This window comes from Staphylococcus sp. HMSC063A07 (genome assembly GCF_001836955.1).
In the GTDB taxonomy this organism is placed as follows: Bacteria; Bacillota; Bacilli; order Staphylococcales; family Staphylococcaceae; genus Staphylococcus; species Staphylococcus lugdunensis.
In genome coordinates, this window is record NZ_KV830924.1 from 234,651 (window position 1) to 259,472 (window position 24,822).

A 24,822-nucleotide genomic window follows, 5' to 3' on the forward strand; every position below is an offset into this window, starting at 1 on the left:
GATTTAAAATTAAAAATCGTCTTTGTGCTTTTTTATATTCAATACTTTGTATGATCGACTCGCATGCTTAGGAGACTACTTCAGCTTGCTTTGTTAGAAAAAACTGGTTTAGTCAGTTTTTTCTGTGCTGGACTTTGACTTAATATAAAAATAAGGACGAAGGCTATTTAAGCAGAGACGTTTATGAGCCGACCTGACCTTATATATAGTTAATATCAGTTAAAACATATTGAGATTAACTATGCACGATATATTGGCAGTAGTTGACTGAATTGAAAATATCCTTATACCAAGCTTTTTCCATCCTAGTCAACCTTTCCGATACGGAACTACGAAATCATAATGAATTCTGTCCCGCTCTCAATCATCATCTCTTACCGGGCAACTTTATTGCTTTGCGGCTAGTGTTGTCGTATGATTAATGACGTAAAATATTTTAAAATTCATCTTCGGGGTAGGGTGTAATTCCCAACCGGCAGTAAATAAAGCCTGCGACCTGCTTGTGTTCAACAAGCGGCTGATCTAGTGCGAATCTAGAGCCGACAGTATAGTCTGGATGGGAGAAGATGGAGGTTTATTTGTTGCGAACAATTTTCCTCCAATTCTTTGCAAGATGAATGGAAGGAGAAAACTACATATGCAACAAAATAAACGTCTAATAACCATCAGCATGTTAAGTGCCATTGGCTTTGTTTTGACTTTTTTAAAGTTTCCACTACCTTTTTTTCCGCCATACTTAACATTAGATTTCAGTGATGTCCCTACATTGTTAGCAACTTTTTCAATGGGTCCTATAGCAGGTATTATAGTAGCATTTATTAAAAATTTGCTTAATTTTTTCTTTAATATGGGAGACCCAGTAGGTCCTGTGGCTAATTTCTTAGCCGGTATAAGTTTCTTACTTACAGCATATTATGTTAATAAAAGAGGACATGTTGCTAATAAAGCAATGATAACTGCATTAGTCATGGCTACATTAGTTATGACCATTGTACTTAGTATTTTAAATTATTTCGTATTGTTACCACTATATGGCATGATTTTCAACTTAGCAGATATTGTAAAAAATATAAAAATCATTATCGTCTCTGGTATCATACCGTTTAATATTATCAAAGGGGCAATCATCTCAATCATATTTATACTTTTATATCGCAGAATTAAAAGCGTACTTAAATAATTAACAGGTAAATGAAACTTTTAAAAATACGCTTGTAAATACAAAGCAGGCAATGCTACCATTTGAGAAACATTGCCTGCAATTATTATAATTAATATTTTGCTTTAACTACTAATCTACTATATATAAAATAGCTATGTGCTATTCGAATTTTAAAGCATCACCATCAAAAGGTTCTTCTTCTATTTTGATGGAATCAGTTGGACAACCTTCTAAGGCATCTTCCATATCTTCATATAACTCTTCTGGCACTTCGGCAGTACCTTGGTTATCATCAAGGATTACGAAAGCAATACCTTCATCGTCATAATCATAAATATCTGGAGCGGCCGCACCACATGCACCACATGCAATACACGTATCCATATCAACGATTGTATATTTAGCCATTTTCATTCGCCTCCTTTGATAAACATGCTACACTAGTATAACAAATACTCATGTATACATCGAAAAAACTTTTTATTAATTTATCAGTTTCATAAGAGCGAGGGTCGAGATTGAAAGATATTATACTTTATTCTAAACAACATTCATTCACTTATAAAACAAATAAAAGCATTTTTAATTTATTAACAGGCAAAAAAACACATCAAACCTTTTTTGACGCCTGCAGTCAACAACTTTTATCATTATATCACAGTTTACCCAATTTAAAATATCCGTCTTTCGAGCGATTTATGGCACAAAATGTTAACAATGACATGACGATAAAAGTTCATCCAAGATATACGTATGATAGTTTAGTACATACTTTCAATTGTATTCAATTACTTATTCAAACGTTGTCAAACACGCAACAAAATGTCTATTCATTTATACCTATTTCACAGCATGGCCTTATCCAAAGAAAAGTTAAACAAATCTACTACTATATAAAAAAAGAAGATAAGGATAGCGCATTTATCACTGAGCTAAATCAATTATTTAAAGCTCTATATACAAATAATAACAATTATTGTTGTCTACATTATTATTTACAAGGCTATGAAGAACCAATGTATACCCGTCAACAAATCAGTTTGATTGAAAGTATACCTGAACAGCATTTATTTAACCTAGAAATGAATGAACTTGTAACACTAATGTATGAACTAGAAATAGAATATCGTTATCCAATACTTAGTCAATGTATCATTAAACCGTCGTTATTACATAAAACACACATAACCCAACAACAATTAAAACAACGTTTTTCAATGACGCAAATTGCTCAAAAACAACACGTCAAACTGAATACAATCGAAGATCATATACTGGAGTTATTTATTAAAGGTTATATCACTCATTATTTTGATTTCATATCTGAAGACGGTTTCCATCAATTTAATGAATTTTATAACAAACATCGCGGAGAGCGATTAAAAGCATATAAACAGGCCTTCCCAAACTTGTCTTATTTTGAAATAAAACTAATGATTGTTGGAATTGAAAGAGGTGAGCTTATTGCTAGAGGATAAATTAAAATCCTGGTTTGGTTTTGATAACTTTAAAGCAGGACAAAAGGAAATTATTAAAAGTGTATTAGATTCAAATCATACATTGGGCATTTTACCGACTGGTAGCGGTAAAAGTCTATGTTATCAAATGGCTACTTATGAATTACAGCAATCAACTTTAATTATTTCCCCGCTTATTTCTTTGATGGACGATCAGGTTGCACAATTAAAAATGAGTGGAGAACAGTCTGTTGCATACATTCATTCAGGTATGGATGATAATGAAAAAAACTGGAATATAAAACGCTTAGCGAAGAGTCGCTTTATATTTTTAAGTCCTGAATTTATATTACAACCTCAAAACTTCAAACTAATTTCAACTATCGATTTTGGTCTTATTGTACTAGATGAAGCACATTGTATCTCTGAATGGGGATATGACTTCAGACCACATTATGCGCTTATTAGTAAAATAACCAACTATTATAAAAATGCTACCATCCTTGCGCTAACTGCTACTGCTCCGCCACATTTGGAACAGGATTTAAATCAGCTGTTAAATGTGTCATTTCATGTTATCAAAACACATATGAATAGACCTAATATTAGTTTTCAGCACATTAACTTTAGAAATGATCAAGAAAAAATGAATTGGTTAATGCACTATATAGAACAATCTGGTCCAACAATTATTTATGTTTCGTCTAAAAAAATGTGTGTTGAATTAGCCAAGACTATATATAAACATGGGTATTTAACAGGGATATACCATGGTGATTTATCTTATCAAGAACGACAAACCGTCCAACAACAATTTATCAATAATGATATACCAGTCATTGTAGCAACTAGTGCATTTGGTATGGGAGTCAATAAAAAGGATATTCGCACGGTTATTCATTTTCATCTATCTACCAGTCCGTCTAGTTATCTACAAGAAATAGGAAGAGCCGGGCGTGATCAGCAACCGAGCCAAGCAATTAGCCTATTTCAACCGGATGATCGCTATTTATTAGAAACCATCCTTTTTGCAGATATGATTTTACCTTATGATATTGACTGCTACGAACTTGGTGCAAACATTGAGCCATTGAAGCAAGATATATTAGAAATCTTACATTCTCATTTCACTTATGCACAACTTAAACAGATTTTCCAAATAGCACAAGAGAGAAAACAACTCGCACTTAATCGTATGCTTAGTTATAGCCAACTTGATCAATGTCGTCGAAAATACTTATTAGAATTTTTTGGAGAAGTCCCTGATATTCCATCTATATGTTGTGACCATGATACTGATATAAAACCGCTTAAAATTTATAATCGAAAAAAGGTCAAACGTCAAATGTCTTATGAAGATAAACTTAAAAATTTATTTCTTAGCTAAGTACTTCCTTTGCTATAAATATTTAGTAACGCTATAATTATTGTAATAAATTGTATTTATAAGTACATATTATAAATTTTCTTGGGTAAACTATAACTAACAATAATTAATTCGCAGTAGAGAAAGGATGATGAGTGTGTCTAATAATTTTAAAGATGATTTTGAAAAAAACCGTCAATCAATTGACACGAATCAGCACGAAGATAAATCAGAACACCACACAGAAGAACACACAACAAATGAAAAGGAGCAAGTACAAGAAAATTTAGACAACAACCAACAATTTCCACCCCGAAATGCACAACGTCGTCAACGTAAACGTCAGCGGAACATCAAAAGCAATCAAGATAAACAAGTTCATAACTATAATGAAAAAGACAATCAAAACCATCAAACGGAAGATGAAAGACAACCATCACATGATTCAACTAAACCGCAACAAGAAGCAAAGCCAACAGAACACAAAAATGCGAATTCTCAGAACCGTAAAGGTGCGGCCAGTGCAAGTGTTGGCGCAGCAAGTCATGATAATAAGGAATCAGTAAGCAATAGACACGATACTCGAAATACTGGCGAACAACAAAGCAACAAACAAAACAATCAAAGTACTCAAAATGAAACTAAGCAAGCAATAGCAGATGATGATCAAGCGCAAAATAATCCAGAAAAAAAGTCGTCTAAATTAGACAAAACAACAGCTGCAGGCGTTGGAGCTGCTGGAGCCGCTGGAATAGGTGCAGCAGCAAATCATAACAATAAAAATAACAATGATGATTCTACCCAACAAGAAAATAAACAGAGATCAACCCAAAATGATAAGAAAAAGGCTGCAGGTAGTGGTACAGCAGGTGCAGCTGGAGCAGCAAGTCAAAACAATCATTACAACAATACGAACAGACCCGAGCATCATGATGATAAGGAATCGAACAAACGTGGAATTAAAGGCTTATTGTTGCCATTATTAGCTTTATTGCTTGTGCTTGCCGCGCTAGCTATCTTTTTAGGTATGTATTTGAATAAAGATCACGGTGATAATCAAGCAGATGACAATCAAAAAGTAGCACAACAAGATAAGAAAGATAAAACTAGTAACAATGATAAAAGCAACAAAGAAAAATCAGATAGTAAAGATAAAAAAGATGATAATAGTAGTAACAATGCATCAAATGATGACAACAATTCTGAAGCAAACTCTGATAACGCATCAGCTAATAATTCAAACGGTGTAAATAATCAAGCTAACAATCAAAATGCGCAACAACAACAAAACGGAGCGTCACAGTCAAATAGCGCACAAGGCCAACAAACGCATACCGTTGTTGGTAACCAAAATCTTTATCGTATCGCCATTCAATATTATGGTAATGGTTCTCCAGAAAATGTTAATAAAATAAAAGCCGCAAACGGCTTAACAAGTAATAACATTTCTAATGGACAACATTTAGTTATACCAAGATAAGACAAATAAATAACCAAAGCGATACGTCTAAAAAAGGTACCTTCAAAAATATAACCATATAAAAATATATATTGACAGTAATTGACTGGATTGAAAATACGCTTATAATAAGCTCTTTCCAACCCTAGTCAACCTTACCGGGGCGGGACAGAATTCATTATGAATTCATAGTCCCGCTCTTTTTTAATCATATTCATTGCTAAATCTCTTTTAAATACATCAAACAATTTTATTTAGAAATAAGAAACCAACTGCTATAATAATTAAGGGATTAAAGGAGGCCATAAAAATGCAAAGTTATGAAAGTATTATTATTGGAGGAGGCCCATGTGGTTTAAGTGCAGCTATAGAACAAAAAAAGAAAGGTATTGAAACCTTAGTCATTGAAAAAGGTAATGTTGTTGATTCAATATACAAATATCCTACACATCAAACATTCTTTTCTTCAAGTGACAAACTAAGTATAGGTGATATTCCATTTATTGTTGAAGAAAGTAAACCGCATCGTAATCAAGCACTCGTATACTACCGTGAAGTAGTCAAACACCATCAATTAAATGTACACGCCTTTGAAGAAGTTTTAACGGTTAAAAAAATTGACAATAAATTTACTATAACGACTACTAAAGATGTATATCAATGTAAATTCTTAACTGTCGCTACAGGATACTATGGTCAGCATAATCAATTAGAAGCTGAAGGTGCAAATTTAGCTAAAGTTTTTTACTATTTTAAAGAAGCACATCCATATTTTGATCAAAATGTTGTGGTCATTGGCGGTAAAAATTCTGCTGTTGATGCTGCACTGGAATTAGAAAAAGCAGGTGCTAATGTTACCGTATTATATAGAGGAGACCGTTATTCAGCCGCTATTAAACCGTGGATTTTGCCAAACTTCGAATCATTGGTTAATCATGAGAAAATAAAGATGGAATTTAATGCAACAGTAGAAAAGATTAGCGAAACTACCGTTACATATAAAAAAGATGGTAAGCTTATCGAAATACCAAATGACTATGTTTTTGCTATGATTGGATATCATCCTGATTATGACTTTTTAGAGTCAATCGGAATTGAAATTAATACAAACGAATATGGCACTGCACCAGTCCATAATAAAGAAACTTATGAAACAAATGTAGAAAACTGTTATATTGCAGGGGTCATCACTGCTGGAAATGACAATAATTCGATTTTTATTGAAAACGGAAAATACCATGGTGGCGTCATTACACAAAGCATTTTAACTAAAAAGCAAACACCTTTAGAGACTTAACCATTTATAAATACAACATAATAAAAAAAGCTATGAAGAAATTTTATACTCATTGATTTCTTCATAGCTTTTTTTATTTTAGAGAAGACTAGACCTATATTTTTTCCTTTTGAAACCCCAATTTAATTTATATTTTTTCTTTCAATAGTTTAAGTTAAATTTTTGACGTTTATTAGTCATAACTCATATTTTTATCTATAATCTTATATTTTATTTACACTAATGAATATTTTGTAGTTTAATATACAATTTAATAATTTTTGTTCATTGAAATTATTCATACTAAGCGTAACATGGTTTCTATACAAGTTGTCTATAAATAGTCGAGTTGTATAGAAGTTTAAAAATTGGAGGCGTTTATTTATGGTTAAACGTAGTGGATATATAGACATTCATCATCATATTATTCCCGAAATTTATTTAAAAGCATTAAATGATAGTGGCATCGATAAAGCTGGTGGACTTAAAATAAAAAAATGGGAACCCCAAGATAGCATTGAGATGATGGATCGGTTAGGTATCGAGGCGGGTATTACTTCTATTTCTGATCCTGCTCTTGAACCATTAGATCCAGAAAAAAGGAAAGACGTAGCAAGAAATATTAACGAACTTCAAGCAAAACTCATCAATGATTATCCAAATCGTTTTGGAGCATTCGCTACTTTACCACTTCCTGACGTTGAAGGCGCTATAGAAGAGGCAATTTATGCTTTAGATACGCTGAAATTAGATGGTGTGGCATTGTTGTCAAACTATAGTGAATCATTTTTAGGAGATCCTGAATTTGAGGATTTAATGAGAGTTTTAAATGACAGACAAGCAGTTCTCTTTATTCATCCAAGTACACCGCCAGATTATGTACCCCGACCAAAATACATGCCAGTCGACTTTATGGCTGAGTTTACATTTAATACTACACGAGCAGCTGCTAATCTGATTTTGAGTGGAACGATGGACCGATATCCTAATATTAAAATTATTTTAGCTCATGCAGGTGGCACACTTCCATATCTAACATGGCGAATTAATCAATGTTACGAACTTATTGAACAAACAATGGATAATAGTAAATATGTAACCCTTTCTAAATCACCTGAAGACTATATAAGTGATTTTTATTACGATACTGCGTTATCAACACAGTTAGCAACATTCAAAGCATTAGATGAGACAACAACAGATGATCATATTCTATTTGGTAGTGACGCCCACTATGCACCTGAAAAAATTGACAAATTAATGATTAACACTATAGAAAATGATGCTAATTTTAACCCTCAAAAGATTGAAGATGTTAAAAGAAATAATGCACTCACATTATTCCCAAGATTTAAAGATAGTTTTTAGTTAATGTTAATACTAGCGCAGGAGGGAACAGGACAGCGTTCATTATGAATTCGTAGTCCCGCCCCGGCAAAGGTTGACTAGAATTGAAAAAGGTTGGTATCAGCGTATTTTCAATCCAGTCAAACTACTGCCAGTATTTAGTTGATAGCCTAAAACATAATAATATCCCGGATCTACTACCCATATAAAATAATTAAGTTTCCATATTTAATTCTAATTATTCATTGTTTAAAATAATTAACTACATAAAGTATTCTAACTAGACTTATCAACCTTATTTATTATTAAACATTAAAAATTGAAATAACTATTCAATTGTTTAAGTGTTAATTGATTACTCAAGCCAACTAATAATTTTAATCTCGCTTTAGGCCCATTCAATCCATTTGAAAAAATGCAACCTCTCGATTCTAAATCATAACCACCACCTTCATAAGCATAAGTCGGACTTACAATACCATTGAATGAACGAGAAACAATTATTACAGGGATTTTCTGTTGTATACAACGTTCTAATCCAGCTAAACATGTTGTTGGTAAATTTCCTTGTCCTAACGCTTCTATAACAATGCCATCAACTTGTTGCTGAGCATAAAAGTTAAAAATATCACTACTTATTCCTAAATACGCTTTAATCAAAGGTACTACAAGGTCGGCATTCACTTTTGAGTATACAGTCTGCTGATATGGATGGTGATGGAATTGAACATTATCTTTTGTTAAGACACCTAATGGGCCATGATTAGGACTTTGAAAAGTATTGATATTAGACGTGTGCGTTTTTGTTACGTTACGTGCAGTATGAATTTCATCATTAAACACAACCATTACACCTTTATTCTGCGCCTCTTTAGACGTTGCAACCCTAATGGCACTTATAAAATTATATAAGCCATCCGAACCAATTTCATTTGAGGAACGCATTGCACCCGTAATGACAATTGGAGCCTCAATGCTAATAATTAAATCCAGTAAAAAAGCTGTTTCTTCTAAAGTATCTGTACCATGAGTTATAACGAATCCATCATATTCATTATTGATATTTGCAGATTCAATAATATCTTTTAACTGAATAATATGTTCAATAGTTATTTGTGGGGAGGGCACATTAAAAGGATGTACCTCTTGGATGTCAGCATATTGCTGTATCAATGATTCATGTTGAGAAATTGGATTATTCTTGTTAGTTATCACTTTATTTAAGTGATTTTGTGACATACTAATCGTTCCGCCTGTATGAATGACAAGTAACTTTTTCATATGTGTCCTCCTAGTTATCATTTACATATTTATGATAAAATATTATAAATAAAACAACAAGGTAGGTAATTTAATAATGGCTTCAATTAATATTGCGTTGGATGGACCAGCAGCAGCAGGAAAAAGCACGATTGCAAAGCGTGTTGCAACTCAATTAAAAATGATATATGTGGATACTGGTGCGATGTATCGGGCATTAACATATAAATATTTAAAACTAAATAAAACGGAAGACTTCGAAGATTTAATCCAACATACAACCTTGCAGCTTACATATGACCCTGAAAAAGGCCAACGCATCCTTCTTGATGACGAAGATGTTACAGATTTTTTACGTGATAACGAAGTCACGAGTCACGTGTCATATGTCGCATCAAAGGCACCAATTCGAAAATTCGCAGTTAAAATCCAACAAAAACTTGCACATCAAAAAGGGATTGTTATGGATGGTAGAGACATTGGTACCGTAGTTCTACCTGATGCAGAACTTAAAGTGTATATGATAGCTTCCGTTGAAGAGCGTGCTGAACGTCGTCAAAAAGATAATGAACAACGCGGCATTGAATCTAATATCGAACAATTAAAGATTGATATTGCTGAACGTGATCAATATGACATGAACCGAGAAATTTCACCACTAAAAAAAGCTACAGATGCCATTACATTAGATACAACAGGAAAATCAATCGAAGAAGTTACAGATGAAATTTTAAATTTGGTAGACAAAATTAAATAATGTTACTAGCAACTATGATTAACGTTTAAAATCATAGTTGCTTTTCTTTTATCAAAAGTACATTAAGGCATATAATAAAGTTGTATATATCAATTAAAGACCTAAAAATTACTTTTTAAATTCTTGAATATTCAATAATCTTTTTCATTACTTTTTTCAAGAAGCTCTGACAAGTTTATGTTTCATGATTCGCATGAGAAGGAATTTCTTGACAATTCTGTCATATTATAAGATGTTATAATTATGTAGTGTATAAGGAGGCAAACAAGATGACTGAAGAATTCAACGAATCAATGATCAATGATATAAAAGAAGGTGACAAAATCACCGGTGAAGTTCAACAAGTTGAAGATAAACAAGTTGTAGTTCACATTAATGGTGGTAAATACAATGGTATCATTCCAATAAGTCAACTTTCTACACATCATATTGATAATCCAAATGAAGTAGTTAGCGTAGGTGACAGCATCGAAGCATATGTCACTAAAATTGAAGTTGATGAAGAAAATGAATCAGGTGCTTACATTCTATCTAAAAGACAACTTGAAACTGAAAAATCCTATGAATACTTACAAGAGAAACTTAATAACGATGAAGTAATTGAAGCAAAAGTTACTGAAGTAGTTAAAGGCGGTTTAGTGGTAGACGTAGGTCAACGAGGCTTTGTGCCCGCTTCACTTATTTCAACAGATTTTATCGAAGACTTCTCTGTGTTTGACGGTCAAACTATTAAAATTAAAGTCGAAGAATTAGAACCGGAAAAAAATAGAGTCATTTTAAGCCGTAAAGCTGTAGAACAAGCAGAAAATGAAGTTAAAAAAGCATCTTTACTTGATTCTCTTAATGCTGGAGACGTTATTAAAGGTAAAGTAGCACGTTTAACAAACTTTGGTGCCTTTATTGATATTGGTGGTGTAGATGGACTTGTACATGTATCAGAACTTTCACATGAACATGTAGATTCTCCTGAAGACGTTGTTAGTGTAGGACAAGAAGTAGAAGTGAAAGTCAAATCTGTAGAGAAAGATTCAGAACGTATTTCTCTGTCTATCAAAGACACACTTCCAACACCTTTCGAACGCATTAAAGGCCAATTCCATGAAGGTGATGTTATCGAAGGTACAGTTGTAAGATTAGCTGCTTTTGGTGCCTTTGTTGAAGTAGCACCAGGTGTTCAAGGATTAGTCCATATTTCAGAAATAGACCATAAACACATCGGTTCTCCAAGTGAAAAACTTGAACCTGGCCAACAAGTCAATGTCAAAATTCTTGGTGTTGACGAAGATAATGAACGTATTTCACTTTCAATTAAAGCAACTTTACCTAATGAAGATGTCATTGAAAGTGATGAGGCAACAACACAATCTTATATAGATAATGATAGCGATGATGACAATCCAACATTAGGAGATATGTTCGGAGACAAATTTAAAGATTTAAAATTCTAATTCGTTATTTTTATAATCCGTTTTTATTTAGTCCAGTTAAGGTATCTACTTTAATTGGGCTATTATTATTTTAAAAATGATGTGATGCTATAGCTCTAGAAATTAATGTTTATTTGATTTAAAGTACGCATATGATAAAATTATAGAGATTTAAGAAAGAGAGGAATTAACAAATGACTAAACCTGTAGTAGCAATTGTAGGTAAGCCAAATGTAGGCAAGTCTACAATTTTTAACAGAGTAGTCGGTGAACGTGTATCTATAGTAGAAGATACTCCTGGTGTCACACGTGACCGTATCTATTCTTCAGGCGAATGGTTAACTCATGAATTCAATATCATTGATACAGGTGGTATAGAAATCGGAGATGCGCCATTTCAAACTCAAATCAGAGCACAAGCGGAAATTGCAATTGACGAAGCTGATGTTATCATTTTTATGGTTAATGTACGTGAAGGTTTAACTCAAAGTGATGAAATGGTTGCTCAAATTTTATATAAATCTAAAAAACCAGTTGTTCTTGCAGTAAATAAAGTCGATAATCCAGAAATGAAAACTGATATTTATGACTTTTACGCTTTAGGTTTTGGCGAACCTTATCCAATTTCTGGTTCCCACGGCTTAGGCTTAGGTGATTTACTCGACGAAGTTGTTAAGCACTTCAATAAAGAAACTGAGGATCCATATGATGAAGATACAATTAGACTTTCAATTATCGGACGTCCAAATGTTGGAAAATCAAGTTTAGTGAATGCCATTCTTGGAGAAGAACGCGTTATTGTTTCTAATGTAGCGGGTACAACTCGAGATGCAATCGATACTGAGTATACTTATGATAACCAAGATTATGTCTTAATAGATACAGCAGGTATGCGCAAAAAAGGGAAGGTTTACGAGTCTACCGAAAAATATTCAGTTTTACGTGCATTAAAAGCAATTGAACGGTCTAATGTCGTTCTTATTGTTATTGATGCTGAAGAAGGTATTATCGAGCAAGACAAACGCGTTGCAGGTTATGCACATGAAGAAGGAAAAGCGGTCGTAATTGTTGTCAATAAATGGGACACTGTCGAAAAAGATAGTAAAACAATGAAAAAATTTACAGATGATATTCGTAAAAACTTTCAATTTTTAGATTATGCACAAATTGCATTTGTTTCAGCCAAAGAGCGACAAAGATTACGTACACTGTTCCCTTATATCAATGAAGCAAGCGAAAATCATAAAAAACGTGTTCAAAGCTCTACACTAAATGAAGTAGTTACAGATGCGATTTCAATGAATCCAACACCTACAGATAAAGGTCGCCGTTTAAATGTTTTCTATGCTACTCAAGTAGCAATTGAACCACCAACCTTCGTTATATTTGTTAACGATGTTGAATTGATGCATTTTTCTTATAAACGCTATTTAGAAAACCAAATTCGTGATGCTTTTGGTTTTGAAGGCACGCCGATTCATATTATTCCAAGAAAACGAAATTAAAGAAAGTGAGGATCATTATGACAAAGATATCTATTTTTGGTATGGGAAGTTTTGGAACCGCATTAGCAAATGTACTAGCTGAAAACGGCCATGATGTATTAATGTGGGGGAAAAATGAACAAAATGTAAATAATCTAAATGAACATCATATGAATCCACAATATCTTAAAGAAGCTAAACTTTGTGATAGCATTAAAGCTACAACTGATATTAATCAAGCTATACAATTTTCAGACGTTTTTCTGATGGCTTTACCAACAAAAGCGATGCGAGAAGTAGCAGGTGAAATTGATCAGCACTTATCTTCTAAAAAAACATTTATTCATGTCGCAAAAGGAATTGAAAATGGCACATTCAAACGTGTATCAGAAATGTTGGAAGATACAATTGCTCCAGAACATAATGCAGGTATAGGTGTCTTATCAGGGCCAAGTCATGCAGAAGAAGTCGTGATTAAACAACCAACTACAGTAGCTGCATCTTCAAAAGATGAAGCAGTTAGTCAACTCATTCAAGACTTATTTATGAATGATTATTTACGCGTTTATACAAACAACGATTTAATTGGTGTTGAATTAGGTGGCGCATTAAAAAATATTATTGCAGTAGCAAGTGGAATTGTAGCAGGACTTAACTTTGGCGATAATGCTAAAGCAGCATTAATGACTCGCGGTTTAGCAGAAATTAGTCGTTTAGGGGAAAAGTTAGGTGCTGATCCTATGACGTTTTTAGGGTTGGGTGGAATAGGTGATTTAATCGTAACATGTACATCAACACATTCTCGTAACTTTACTCTAGGATACAAATTAGGTCAAGGTAAAACGATGGACGAAGCATTAAATGAAATGAATATGGTTGTAGAAGGTATATACACTACAGAATCTGTTTACCATTTAGCTAAATCGCTCCACGTTGATATGCCTATTACCAATGCTTTATATGAAGTATTATTTGAAAACGAACCTGTTAAAGATGGCGTAAAAAAATTAATGGGAAGAGATAAAAAATCGGAATAATGTGTATTTTTACACTATAAATGCATATTAACTTAAAAACTTATCAATAAATCGCTCTATTTCAAGGTTTATCGCACATAAATCATTGCGGTTATTAGTCTCATTGTGTTAAAGTCATACCATAATGGTATTAAGTTATCATTATCATTTATCAGGAGGTGAATCTGATATGAACAAAACAGATTTAATTAATGCAGTTGCAGAACAAGCTGACTTAACTAAAAAACAAGCTGGTTCAGCTGTAGATGCTGTTTTCGAATCAATCCAAACTTCTTTATCTAAAGGTGAAAAAGTTCAATTAATTGGTTTCGGAAACTTTGAGGTACGTGAACGTGCTGCACGTAAAGGACGTAACCCTCAAACTGGCAAAGAAATCGAAATACCTGCAAGTAAAGTACCAGCATTTAAAGCTGGTAAAGCATTAAAAGATGCTGTTAAATAGTTTACTTATTAAAGCCCTTTTAAAAGGGCTTTTTTATTTATAGTTAAAAATGCATAAATAACATAAGTTTCGTTACAATTAAACTGTAAAATCTAATTGTACTCCGTCTCTACTGTATTCAAATATCACAGGTTGATCAAAATAAGAAAATTTTAATATTTATTAACAACATGCTCATGCGTTTTAACTTTGACATCAGATAGAAGTTCTATCTTTATTTAATTTTCAAGCAGATAATGTTAAGATGTATATTGATAATATCGTGAGGTGTGAAAATGGAAACGACTATAAGTAAACTAAATAAACAAATTGATGTTAGGTTAAAGGGTATATCAGACTATGAGCCAATCCATATTAACCAAAAGCTTGGTAGTTTATTAGATAAATACGATATCCCTGAACAAGCGAAACTTGCATGCCTCACAATTGATACATCAATGAGACATCTAGATGGTATAACAGATAATAACTTATCAAAACATTCTATACTTATTGGTGACTTACTAAGTGCCCATTTTTATACATTGTTAGCTGATTTAAATGAACCAGCTTTTCAATTATCAATGAGTAAGGCAATTATAACAGTAAATGAAATCAAGTCTTCTTTGCATCAGCAAACACTTTCCGAAGAAGAAGTCACAGATGCTATCATAAAGATAGAAGCGATATTTCCCCAAATCACGATATCTTATTTTAGTGAAGAAATTGACATAGCAAATATCTATAAGTATCTTTTTGAAGATATTGAAACATATTATCCATCATATTTAAAAATGTATAGCAAAGAAAAAGCAAAAATTGATATTCAAAAAATTAATCAAAGTTTTATAGAAAAAAAGTAGAGGTAAATCATAATGGCTGACAATAATGCAAAAAAAGAACAAGTACATACCGTTTTTCAAAATATTTCGCAAAAATATGATCGCTTAAACAATATTATTAGCTTTGAACAACATAAAGTTTGGCGTAAACATGTAATGAAAGAAATGCGTGTTAAAAAAAACAGCGTTGCATTGGACGTATGCTGTGGAACGGCAGATTGGACAATTGCATTAAGCAAAGCAGTCGGCCCTAACGGTGAGGTTACTGGACTTGATTTTAGTGAAAATATGTTAAAAGTTGGAAAAGAAAAAACTTCCGCTATGGATAATGTTCATCTTGTTCATGGTGATGCTATGCATTTGCCTTTTGAAGATGACTCTTTTGACTATGTAACAATAGGTTTTGGTTTACGTAATGTACCAGATTATTTAGGCGCTCTGAAAGAAATGCATCGCGTACTAAAACCAGGCGGTATGGTTGTGTGCCTAGAAACTAGTCAACCTACAATGCCTGTTTTCAAACAAGTTTACAAATTATATTTTAGATTCGTTATGCCTATTTTTGGCAAACTCTTTGCAAAATCTAAAGAAGAATACGAATGGCTACAACAATCAACATTTAATTTTCCAGATAAAGAAAAGTTAAAACGACTATTTAGTCAAGCTGGTTTTAGTAACATTAAAGTACGTAGCTTTACAGGTGGCGTTGCTGCAATGCACCTTGGCTATAAAGAAAAAAGTTCTACCAAAGGTGATTAACGTGGCAAAGTTAAACATAAATAATGAAATTAAAAAAGTAAATAACCTTCTTGAACAAATAATCAAAAGTAATGATACTGTGCTTGAAGAAGCATCTCTTCATTTATTGTCATCTGGAGGCAAAAGAGTGAGACCAGCATTTGTCATACTGAGTAGTCAATTTGGTAAATCAAAACAGTCAGAAGATACATATAAAGTAGCTGTAGCATTAGAACTCATCCATATGGCAACACTTGTGCATGACGATGTAATTGACAAAAGTGATAAACGCAGAGGTCGATTAACAATTTCTAAAAAGTGGGACCAAACTACCGCTATTTTAACTGGCAATTTTTTATTAGCGCTAGGCTTAGAACAATTATCAGAAGTTAATCATCCGCGAATTCATACCATTATTTCTACATCTATAGTGGATGTTTGTCGTGGAGAACTATTTCAATTCCAAGATCAATTCAACAGTAACCAAACAATATCTAATTATTTAAGACGTATTAATCGTAAAACTGCTCTATTGATTCAATTGGCTACAGAGGTAGGCGCTTTAACATCTAATGCCTCTCAACAAACCGTTTATAAATTAAAAATGATTGGTCATTACATAGGTATGAGTTTCCAAATTATAGATGATATTCTTGATTTCACAAGTTCTGAAAATAAATTAGGGAAACCCGTTGGCAGTGATCTAATGAACGGACATATTACATTACCTGTATTACTTGAAATGCGACGTAACAGTCAATTCAAGAAAAAAATAACAGATTTAACATCCGAAAGCCCTAAAGAGCATTTCGAAATATGTATCCAAGATATACGAAATTCTGAGAGTATTCATGAAGCTAAAGAAGTAAGTGATCATTATTTAGATAAAGCATTAAAACTTATAGATAGTTTAAACGAGCCACATGCTCAAAATTTATTCCGAAAATTAATTAAAAAAATGGGTTCCCGAGAAATATAAGCACAAATTAATATCTTGAAAGCGCTTTAAACACCTGTTACTATTAAGTTAGTAGCAGGTTTCTTACATGCTACACACACATATACATAAAAATAGTGTAAAGGATAATCATTTTTGGAACATGAAAACAGGGGGATACACAGTGGAACGAACATTTTTAATGCTAAAACCAGATGCTGTACAGCGTAATTTAATAGGAAATATTATTTCTAGAATTGAAAATAAAGGTTTAAAGCTTGTAGGCGCAAAGTTGATGACTGTACCAACTTCATTAGCCGAAGCACATTATGCCGAACATAAAGGTAAACCTTTTTACGATGGATTGATTTCATTTATCACTTCAGCTCCTGTATTTGCAATGGTAGTTGAAGGAGAGAATGCCGTTAATGTGTCTCGTCATATTATTGGTCAAACTAATCCAGCAGAAGCAGCACCAGGTTCAATTAGAGGTGATTTAGGTTTAACTGTTGGGAGAAATGTTATTCATGGTTCTGATTCATTAGCTTCGGCTGAAAGAGAAATTCATTTATGGTTTGATGAAAATGAAATCAGTAACTATTCAGCACCTAGGGATAAGTGGTTATACGAATAATTTCATAAGTTCATTTTATCCAATCTTAAGAGGTATGACATCTATATCTCTAGCAATCTAGGGCATAATTCCTAGAAAAATAGCATTCAGATGAATTCAATTCATCTGAATGCTTCTTTTTTATTCAATACGTCTCATTGATATGTAATTTTATATCAACATACTTAGAAAAGGCAATTTCAATACTATTTCAATAGAAATTTTCCTTTTTTACTTGTCTAAGAACTTTATGTCCCAGACAGTTAATTAAAGAAGATTGTTCTATAGTCATATCTATTCCTAATAGCTTGATCTAAAATAGTTACTCCCTTAATTTTTATTATTTTACTTTTCCATATATGGTAACATAAGAACATATGAGAATTATTAACATATGGGAAGGAGCTAATCATCATGAGATATTTAACATCCGGTGAATCACATGGTCCACAACTTACTGTTATTATTGAAGGTGTTCCTGCAAATTTAGCGATCAACGCAGAAGATATTAATAAGGAAATGTTTAAACGTCAAGGCGGTTATGGAAGAGGACGTAGAATGCAAATAGAAAAAGATGCCGTACAAATTGTTTCTGGCGTTAGAAATGGCTATACATTGGGAAGTCCAATTACTATTGTCGTAACAAATGATGATTTCACTCATTGGCGCAATATCATGGGTGTAGAACCAATCACAGCAAAAGAACAACAAGAAATGAAGCGAACCATTACTAAACCGAGACCAGGTCATGCCGATTTAATTGGTGGTATGAAATATAATCATAGAGATTTGAGAAATGTCTTAGAGCGTTCTTCTGCAAGAGAAACAGCTGCACGCGTAGCTGTAGGTGCAGTATGTAAACTATTATTGGCACAGCTTGGTATAAATATGTACAGTCGTGTTGTAGAGATTGGTGGTATTAAAGACAAAGCTTTATACGATCCAAACACTTTCAAATCAAATATTGATAAAAATGATGTACGTGTGGTTGATGACAAGATTGCTCAAGCAATGCGCGATAAAATAGACGAAGCTAAACGAGAAGGGGACTCAATTGGCGGTGTTGTTCAAGTGATGGTTGAACATATGCCAGTTGGTGTTGGCAGTTATGTACAATACGATAGAAAATTAGATGGTCGTATTGCTCAAGGTGTTGTTAGTATTAATGCCTTTAAAGGTGTGAGTTTCGGTGAAGGATTTAAAGCTGCTGAAAAACCTGGAAGTGCGATTCAAGATGAAATTCATTACGATAAAAATAAAGGATATTATAGAGCTACAAATCATCTAGGTGGCTTTGAAGGTGGAATGACAAACGGTATGCCACTAATTATTAATGGTGTGATGAAACCTATTCCAACATTATATAAACCTTTAAATTCAGTAGATATTAATACGAAAGAGGACTTTAAAGCAACCATTGAACGTTCCGACAGTTGTGCTGTACCTGCCGCAAGTGTAGTTTGTGAACATGTCGTTGCCTTTGAAATAGCGAAAGCAATACTTGAAGAATTTCAATCTAACCACATGGAGCAACTTGTGTCACAAATCGAAGAACGTCGTCAATTAAATATTGAATTTTAGACAAGTTTAATCAATAAATAGAAGGTGTATTCAATGGAATTAACAACAACTTATGACACAAATAATTATCCCATTATTGTAGAACACGGTGCATTTCAATATCTATCAAGCGTCACAGATGACTATGATAAAATTTTCGTTATAGTTGATGAATATGTAGATTTTAACTTCAAAGCCAAAATTAATGATTATGTAACTGCGCAACATGCAATCAAAATTACCATTCCAGCAGGAGAACGTACCAAATCATTTGACCATTATCATCAAGTCATTGAACAAATACTTAGTTATCAACCAACGCGTGAAACATGTTTAGTTGCGATTGGTGGTGGTGCTACAGGAGATTTTACAGGATTTTTGGCAGCAACCTTATTAAGAGGTGTCCATTTTATTCAAGTGCCAACAACCATCTTGGCTCATGATTCAAGCGTTGGTGGTAAAGTAGGCATTAATTCTCAACATGGTAAGAATTTAATTGGAGCATTTCATCGTCCTAATGCTGTCGTCTATGACTTGGATTTTCTTCAAACATTGCCATATGAAGAAGTATTAAGTGGTTATACCGAAGTATATAAACATGCATTATTATCCAATCCGTATGACTTTCAATCTATAGAAAACGCCTTTCCAAACCAATCAAAATTACAATCTTTAAAAGATATTGAGCATTTTATTTTTAAAGGCATTCAAACTAAACTTGAAATTATCACTGAGGATGAAAAAGAGCAAGGCAAACGAAAATTTTTAAACTTGGGTCATACTTTTGGTCACGCAATAGAATATCAATATAAAATCCCTCATGGTCACGCGATTATGTTCGGTATCATTTATCAATTTATAGTTGCTAATGAAATATTAAGATCAAACTTTAATATTAAACACTTTGTAGACTATGCAGAGAAATTACAATACCCAACGCAATTTATTTCAACAATGCAGTTTGATCAACTATATCATCTCATGTTAGGTGATAAGAAAAATAATGGTAAGGGTATTCAAATGGTATTACTTAAATCTATTGGACAACCGGTTGTTCAGCACGTAGATAAAGACATACTTCATAAGGCATTTAAAGATTTATTATCATATTATAAGTAGGTGATATAGCATGACACAAACTATTCATATTACAGGTCCACTCAAAGGTGAAATAACGGTTCCTGGTGATAAATCTATGACACATCGCGCTATTATGTTAGCTTCATTAGCATCTGGAAAAACAGCTATTTATCAACCGCTTTTAGGTGAAGATTGTTTGAGAACATTAAATATCTTCAAGTTACTTGGTGTAGATATTACCATTAAAGATGATAATGTTTATATCGATTCTCCTGGTTATAGGAACTTTAAGACACCTCATCAAGTACTATATACTGGTAATTCAGGTACAACAACAAGATTATTAGCAGGATTACTAAGTGGCGTTGGAATTCAAAGCGTTTTATCAGGTGATATTTCAATTGGAAAAAGACCTATGGATCGTATACTTAAACCCCTGCAATTAATGCAAGCTAATATTTCAAGTGTTGATAATAATTACACGCCACTCATTATTCAACCAGGAAATATTCATGGTATTCGATACGAGATGGAGGTTGCAAGTGCACAAGTTAAAAGTGCGATACTGCTTGCAAGTTTATTTGCCAATGATAGCACGACAGTTATAGAGAAAGAATTAAGTAGAAATCATACTGAAACAATGTTTAAACATTTTAATATTCCAATTACGATTGATGGTAAATCTATTACAGTACCAAAGAATGCTATTCAACATATTAAAGCACGTGATTTCACTGTACCTGGCGATATTTCATCAGCTGCTTTCTTTATTGTGGCAGCTTTAATTACACCTGGCAGTGATATTACAATTCATAACGTTGGCATTAATCCAACACGATCAGGTATTATAGATATCGCACTAAAAATGGGTGCGCACATTGAACTTTTAAATCAAACACAAGAGGCTGAACCTACTGCATCAATTCATGTTCAATATACACCAAATTTAAAACCAATTCATATTGATGGTGAGCTTGTGCCTAAATCGATTGATGAATTACCAATTATCGCGTTACTATGTACACAAGCAACAGGTACAAGCATTATTAAAGATGCTACAGAATTAAAAGTGAAAGAAACAAACCGTATTGATACAACTGCAGATATGCTAGGCTTATTAGGATTTGATATTCAACCCACTGCGGACGGCCTAATCATCCATCCATCATCATTGACGAGAGCTGCAGTAGTTGATAGCTTATCCGATCATCGTATTGGTATGATGTTAGCCATTGGATCATTACTTTCATCAGAACCACTTGAAATTAAACAGTTCGATGCTGTAAATGTTTCTTTTCCAGGTTTCTTATCAAAATTAAAGCAGTTAGAAAATGAGGGAGAATAACAAATGGAAGATATCTACAAATTGATAGACGATATCAATCTACAAAAAATAGACAATATAGATTCTCGTGTAAACGATGCATTAACATCTCCAAATGATGATGCTTTGTTTATCTTAGGCGAAACATTGTATAATTTTGGCCTCATGCCTCAAGGATTAGAAGTTTTTAGAACACTTTATCATAAATATCCCGATGAAAGTGAATTGCTGATTTATTTTATTGAGGGACTAATGGCTGAAAATCAAACAGATGAAGCGCTCGAATATTTAAGCCACGTTGAAACCTCAACAGAGAAATTAATGCTTGAAGCCGACCTTTATCAACAAATAAATATGTTAGAGGTCGCTATTGATAAATTAATAGAAGCTCGAGATCTCGAACCCAACGATCCAATTATACACTTTGCTTTGGCAGAAATATTGTATTATGACGGTCAGTATCTGCGCGCGACACATGAGTACCAAACAGTGTTAGACACTGGTGAATATGAAATTAATGGTATTAATTTATTTGCGCGTATGGCTGATTGTAGTTTACAAAGTGGTAATTATTCCGATGCCATCCGTTTATTTGATGAAATCAGCGATGAAGAAATGACATCCGATGATTATTTTAAAAAAGCAATTGCGTATGAGAAAAATGATTTGTCATTAGAAGCCATTAAAATCATGACTACTTTGTTAACCAAAGATCCAGACTTTTTACAAGGTTATTATTACCTTCAACAATTATATGAACATGAAAAGAATTATGCTGATGCAATAGAAATTGGTAAAGAAGGTCTACGATTAAGTCAATTTTATAAAGAGTTAATGGTTTCAACTGGTAGTATTGAAATAGAACATGGAGACGCTAATGAAGGTGTCGCATTACTCAAACAAGCTCTAGAAGTGGATAATGCTTATCACGAGCCATTACTATTATTAGCTGATTTATTCCGTTCTGAAGAAGATTATGAAGCGTTGATTAACCTCTTGCAATATGTAGACGAAGAAGATTTAGATCCCGTATTTACATGGCACCTTGCTTTTGCTTTTGGCCAAGAAGAACGCGATAAAGAGGCTCAGCATTTCTTTGAATTAGCCTATCCAACCCTTAAGACGCAGAGTGCATTTTTAAGTGATTATTATTACTATTTATTAGAAATTGGTGACAAAAATCATGCGCAACAAATTTTAAATCAACTGTTAGAATTAGATCCTAGCAATGAAATTTGGCACGAAGAAACCGCTAGACTTGAAAATTGATAAGAGGGGGTAATATAGTGCAGATGGATTCACTTACACAAATGAAACAAAGCTATATAGAATATGCTTTGTTTCATTATCATTTTAAATCACGTATAAGTGTTTGGTTACTTAACTATATTAAAGCATCTGATAAAATGCTTAGCCAAATTCATTTTGTTGTAGAAAAGATTCCATCTCACCCAACACTTGAGCTTTCACTTGTTGGTGCTGATGATGAAGCAATTCAGTATAAATATCATCATAACCACCTTATTAATTCTAATGAGATTTTTAATGTCATTATTTCACAATCTACACCATTTGATATCTTAATACATTTTCCACTTCACGTCGGACCGGATGCGAAATTAGAACAGCTTATTTTAGCACAAATAGTACAATCTGAGCGATACCAATCCTATTTACCTTATATTCATACCTTATCTTCAAATAGTACGTTACAACATCAATTTTTAAGTCAGCTGTATGAAAATATTGATTTAAGTTTATTGATGCATGACACAGAACGTTTTACGCAATTAACACATGTTCTAAATACGATTAAAGCTCAACACATGACTAATAACAATCTAGAGGATTAAATTATGCGCATTCGTGAAATTTGGGAACTATCCTTATATTATAAACCGTTTCTTTTATTGCTTTTGTTTTGCAATGTTATAGGTACGTTATATGGCTATTACTGGTATGCTGAACAATTATCTTCAACAACATGGTATTTTTTACCATTTGTACCTGATAGTCCAACCGCTTCGTTATTTTTATGTTTAACATTATATTGCTTCTTGAACAATAAACGTTGTGGTATTGTTGGTACTCTAGCTTTTTTAACATTGTTTAAATATGGTATTTGGGCTGTCAGCATGAACATTTTAATGTTTATTGAAAATCATGATATAACAATAAATGGTCTACTCCTGCTATTATCTCACGCCATAATGGCTATGGAAGCATGTTATATTTATCCACGACTACAACGTTCGTCTTTTGCAATAGTAGTTGGTTCATTATGGCTATTCATTAACGATGCGATAGACTATCTATTTGAGCAGTATCCTATATATGACTTTATCGCTATGCACCTTGTTCCAATTGCTGTATTTACAGTATGTTTAAGTTTCATGAATATTCTGTTATATTATATATTTGGTTCCATATTAAAGTTTAAATTATTTGCTTAATGTGCGTGTTCTCAGTAAAATATTATCAAAGGGAGAGTGAGTTTAATGTCTTTAATGTCTTATATAATTTATATTGTCATCATTATGGCGATTCCTATGTGGGCACAACACAACGTAAAGTCAAATTATGAAAAATATTCACAAGTCAGATCTACAAGTGGTAAAACAGGACGTGAAGTCGCTGAAGAAATCCTGCATGCTAACGGTATTTATGATGTCGAAGTAGTACGAGGAGAAGGCTTTTTAACAGATCACTACGATCCAAAAAAGAAAGTCGTTTGTTTATCTCCAGCTAACTTTGATCGTCCATCTGTAGCTGGCACAGCAATTGCTGCGCACGAAGTTGGGCATGCAATTCAACATGCACAAGGTTATGCATTCTTACGCTTTAGAACAGCGTTAGTACCTTTTGCAAATATTGGTAGTTCACTAAGTTATATGCTTGTCTTATTAGGTATTGTATTAACAACACTTGGTAGTGCTTTTGGCTCAACAGCGTTATGGGTTGGTGCAGGATTAATGTCACTAGCCGTATTGTTTTCAATCGTTACTTTACCAGTAGAGTTTGATGCCAGCTCACGTGCTATGAAACAAATACAAAGCTTAAATATTGTAAATGAAAAAGAATATAAACATGCTAAAAAAGTTTTATCAGCCGCTGCGATGACATATGTGGCAGCTACTGCAACAGCTGTTGCTGAACTTGTAAGACTTATCCTTATTGCGCGTTCTAGTGATTAACAAGTAAATATAGCATTTAATGCTACAATTTTGAGATATTCGTATAGCCATATTCTTTAACAAGGTGCACAAGTTGTACCT

Annotated in this window: 24 protein-coding genes and 1 riboswitch; of the genes, 22 read left to right on the forward strand and 2 right to left on the reverse strand. The window is 33.1% G+C overall.

Annotation, left to right across the window (positions count from 1 at the left end; translation table 11 throughout):
- The first annotated feature begins 441 nt into the window (after positions 1-441).
- Positions 442-572, forward strand: a riboswitch (FMN riboswitch).
- Between the two features lie 65 nt (positions 573-637).
- A complete protein-coding gene (locus HMPREF2597_RS07160) occupies positions 638-1,180 on the forward strand; it encodes an ECF transporter S component (RefSeq protein WP_002478165.1) in 543 nt (180 codons plus the stop codon).
- A 141-nt stretch (positions 1,181-1,321) separates the two neighbouring features.
- Here HMPREF2597_RS07160 and HMPREF2597_RS07165 read toward each other — a convergent pair whose 3' ends face one another.
- Positions 1,322-1,570 (reverse strand): ferredoxin, encoded by a 249-nt coding sequence (locus HMPREF2597_RS07165; protein WP_002449743.1) that lies wholly within the window; start codon positions 1,568-1,570, stop codon positions 1,322-1,324.
- Between the two features lie 110 nt (positions 1,571-1,680).
- On the opposite strand from HMPREF2597_RS07165, the gene HMPREF2597_RS07170 reads away from it, so the two are divergent.
- The 5 genes from HMPREF2597_RS07170 to HMPREF2597_RS07190 all read left to right on the forward strand — a co-directional run bounded on the left by HMPREF2597_RS07170 (position 1,681) and on the right by HMPREF2597_RS07190 (position 8,088).
- Positions 1,681-2,640, forward strand: coding sequence for a helix-turn-helix domain-containing protein (locus HMPREF2597_RS07170; RefSeq protein WP_002459068.1), 960 nt, complete (start codon positions 1,681-1,683; stop codon positions 2,638-2,640).
- Entirely contained in the window at positions 2,627-4,006 is a 1,380-nt protein-coding gene (locus HMPREF2597_RS07175) for a RecQ family ATP-dependent DNA helicase (protein WP_070817252.1), read from the forward strand. The genes HMPREF2597_RS07170 and HMPREF2597_RS07175 overlap by 14 nt, the downstream gene beginning before the upstream one ends.
- 130 nt (positions 4,007-4,136) lie before the next feature.
- The gene (gene ebpS / locus HMPREF2597_RS07180; protein WP_002478166.1) at positions 4,137-5,465 is read left to right on the forward strand and encodes an elastin-binding protein EbpS; all 1,329 of its coding nucleotides are present in this window, start codon (positions 4,137-4,139) and stop codon (positions 5,463-5,465) included.
- 289 nt (positions 5,466-5,754) lie between these two features.
- Positions 5,755-6,741, forward strand: coding sequence for a bacillithiol disulfide reductase YpdA (gene ypdA / locus HMPREF2597_RS07185; RefSeq protein WP_002478167.1), 987 nt, complete (start codon positions 5,755-5,757; stop codon positions 6,739-6,741).
- Positions 6,742-7,104: 363 nt separating this feature from the next.
- Positions 7,105-8,088, forward strand: a complete 984-nt coding sequence (locus HMPREF2597_RS07190; RefSeq protein ID WP_002478168.1) for an amidohydrolase family protein — start codon at positions 7,105-7,107, stop codon at positions 8,086-8,088.
- Positions 8,089-8,379: 291 nt separating this feature from the next.
- On the opposite strand, the gene HMPREF2597_RS07195 is transcribed toward HMPREF2597_RS07190, so the two are convergent.
- Positions 8,380-9,348 carry an asparaginase gene (locus HMPREF2597_RS07195; RefSeq protein WP_002478169.1) on the reverse strand — a complete coding sequence of 323 codons (969 nt, stop codon included), beginning with the start codon at positions 9,346-9,348 and terminating at the stop codon, positions 8,380-8,382.
- A gap of 76 nt (positions 9,349-9,424) precedes the next feature.
- Between HMPREF2597_RS07195 and cmk the strand changes: the two genes are divergently transcribed.
- From cmk to HMPREF2597_RS07275, 16 genes are all read left to right on the forward strand, one after another.
- Positions 9,425-10,084 carry a (d)CMP kinase gene (gene cmk, locus HMPREF2597_RS07200; RefSeq protein WP_002459074.1) on the forward strand — a complete coding sequence of 220 codons (660 nt, stop codon included), beginning with the start codon at positions 9,425-9,427 and terminating at the stop codon, positions 10,082-10,084.
- Positions 10,085-10,353: 269 nt separating this feature from the next.
- On the forward strand, positions 10,354-11,532 hold the full coding sequence (gene rpsA, locus HMPREF2597_RS07205; RefSeq protein ID WP_002459075.1) for a 30S ribosomal protein S1: 1,179 nt from the start codon (positions 10,354-10,356) through the stop codon (positions 11,530-11,532).
- A gap of 173 nt (positions 11,533-11,705) precedes the next feature.
- Complete coding sequence (der, locus tag HMPREF2597_RS07210; RefSeq protein WP_002459076.1) at positions 11,706-13,016, forward strand: ribosome biogenesis GTPase Der; 1,311 nt, start codon at positions 11,706-11,708, stop codon at positions 13,014-13,016.
- A 17-nt stretch (positions 13,017-13,033) separates the two neighbouring features.
- On the forward strand, positions 13,034-14,032 hold the full coding sequence (locus HMPREF2597_RS07215) for an NAD(P)H-dependent glycerol-3-phosphate dehydrogenase (RefSeq protein ID WP_002492343.1): 999 nt from the start codon (positions 13,034-13,036) through the stop codon (positions 14,030-14,032).
- Between the two features lie 169 nt (positions 14,033-14,201).
- The gene (locus HMPREF2597_RS07220; RefSeq protein WP_002478172.1) at positions 14,202-14,474 is read left to right on the forward strand and encodes an HU family DNA-binding protein; all 273 of its coding nucleotides are present in this window, start codon (positions 14,202-14,204) and stop codon (positions 14,472-14,474) included.
- A gap of 275 nt (positions 14,475-14,749) precedes the next feature.
- Positions 14,750-15,316 (forward strand): hypothetical protein, encoded by a 567-nt coding sequence (locus tag HMPREF2597_RS07225; protein ID WP_002478173.1) that lies wholly within the window; start codon positions 14,750-14,752, stop codon positions 15,314-15,316.
- Between the two features lie 12 nt (positions 15,317-15,328).
- Positions 15,329-16,054 (forward strand): demethylmenaquinone methyltransferase, encoded by a 726-nt coding sequence (locus tag HMPREF2597_RS07230; protein ID WP_002478174.1) that lies wholly within the window; start codon positions 15,329-15,331, stop codon positions 16,052-16,054.
- 1 nt (position 16,055) lies between these two features.
- Positions 16,056-17,012, forward strand: a complete 957-nt coding sequence (locus tag HMPREF2597_RS07235; RefSeq protein WP_002478175.1) for a polyprenyl synthetase family protein — start codon at positions 16,056-16,058, stop codon at positions 17,010-17,012.
- Positions 17,013-17,154: 142 nt separating this feature from the next.
- Positions 17,155-17,604, forward strand: coding sequence for a nucleoside-diphosphate kinase (gene ndk, locus HMPREF2597_RS07240; RefSeq protein WP_002492333.1), 450 nt, complete (start codon positions 17,155-17,157; stop codon positions 17,602-17,604).
- A 393-nt stretch (positions 17,605-17,997) separates the two neighbouring features.
- Complete coding sequence (gene aroC, locus HMPREF2597_RS07245) at positions 17,998-19,164, forward strand: chorismate synthase (RefSeq protein WP_002459083.1); 1,167 nt, start codon at positions 17,998-18,000, stop codon at positions 19,162-19,164.
- 33 nt (positions 19,165-19,197) lie between these two features.
- Positions 19,198-20,262: a 3-dehydroquinate synthase gene (gene aroB, locus HMPREF2597_RS07250; RefSeq protein ID WP_002478177.1), complete on the forward strand. Its 1,065-nt coding sequence runs from the start codon at positions 19,198-19,200 to the stop codon at positions 20,260-20,262.
- A gap of 10 nt (positions 20,263-20,272) precedes the next feature.
- On the forward strand, positions 20,273-21,568 hold the full coding sequence (aroA, locus tag HMPREF2597_RS07255) for a 3-phosphoshikimate 1-carboxyvinyltransferase (protein WP_002459085.1): 1,296 nt from the start codon (positions 20,273-20,275) through the stop codon (positions 21,566-21,568).
- Positions 21,569-21,571: 3 nt separating this feature from the next.
- Positions 21,572-22,816, forward strand: coding sequence for a tetratricopeptide repeat protein (locus HMPREF2597_RS07260; protein WP_002478178.1), 1,245 nt, complete (start codon positions 21,572-21,574; stop codon positions 22,814-22,816).
- Positions 22,817-22,839: 23 nt separating this feature from the next.
- The gene (locus tag HMPREF2597_RS07265) at positions 22,840-23,400 is read left to right on the forward strand and encodes a YpiB family protein (protein WP_207754588.1); all 561 of its coding nucleotides are present in this window, start codon (positions 22,840-22,842) and stop codon (positions 23,398-23,400) included.
- Positions 23,401-23,403: 3 nt separating this feature from the next.
- A complete protein-coding gene (locus tag HMPREF2597_RS07270; protein ID WP_070817253.1) occupies positions 23,404-24,000 on the forward strand; it encodes a DUF1405 domain-containing protein in 597 nt (198 codons plus the stop codon).
- Between the two features lie 45 nt (positions 24,001-24,045).
- Positions 24,046-24,741 carry a zinc metallopeptidase gene (locus HMPREF2597_RS07275; protein WP_002459089.1) on the forward strand — a complete coding sequence of 232 codons (696 nt, stop codon included), beginning with the start codon at positions 24,046-24,048 and terminating at the stop codon, positions 24,739-24,741.
- Positions 24,742-24,822: the final 81 nt, after the last annotated feature.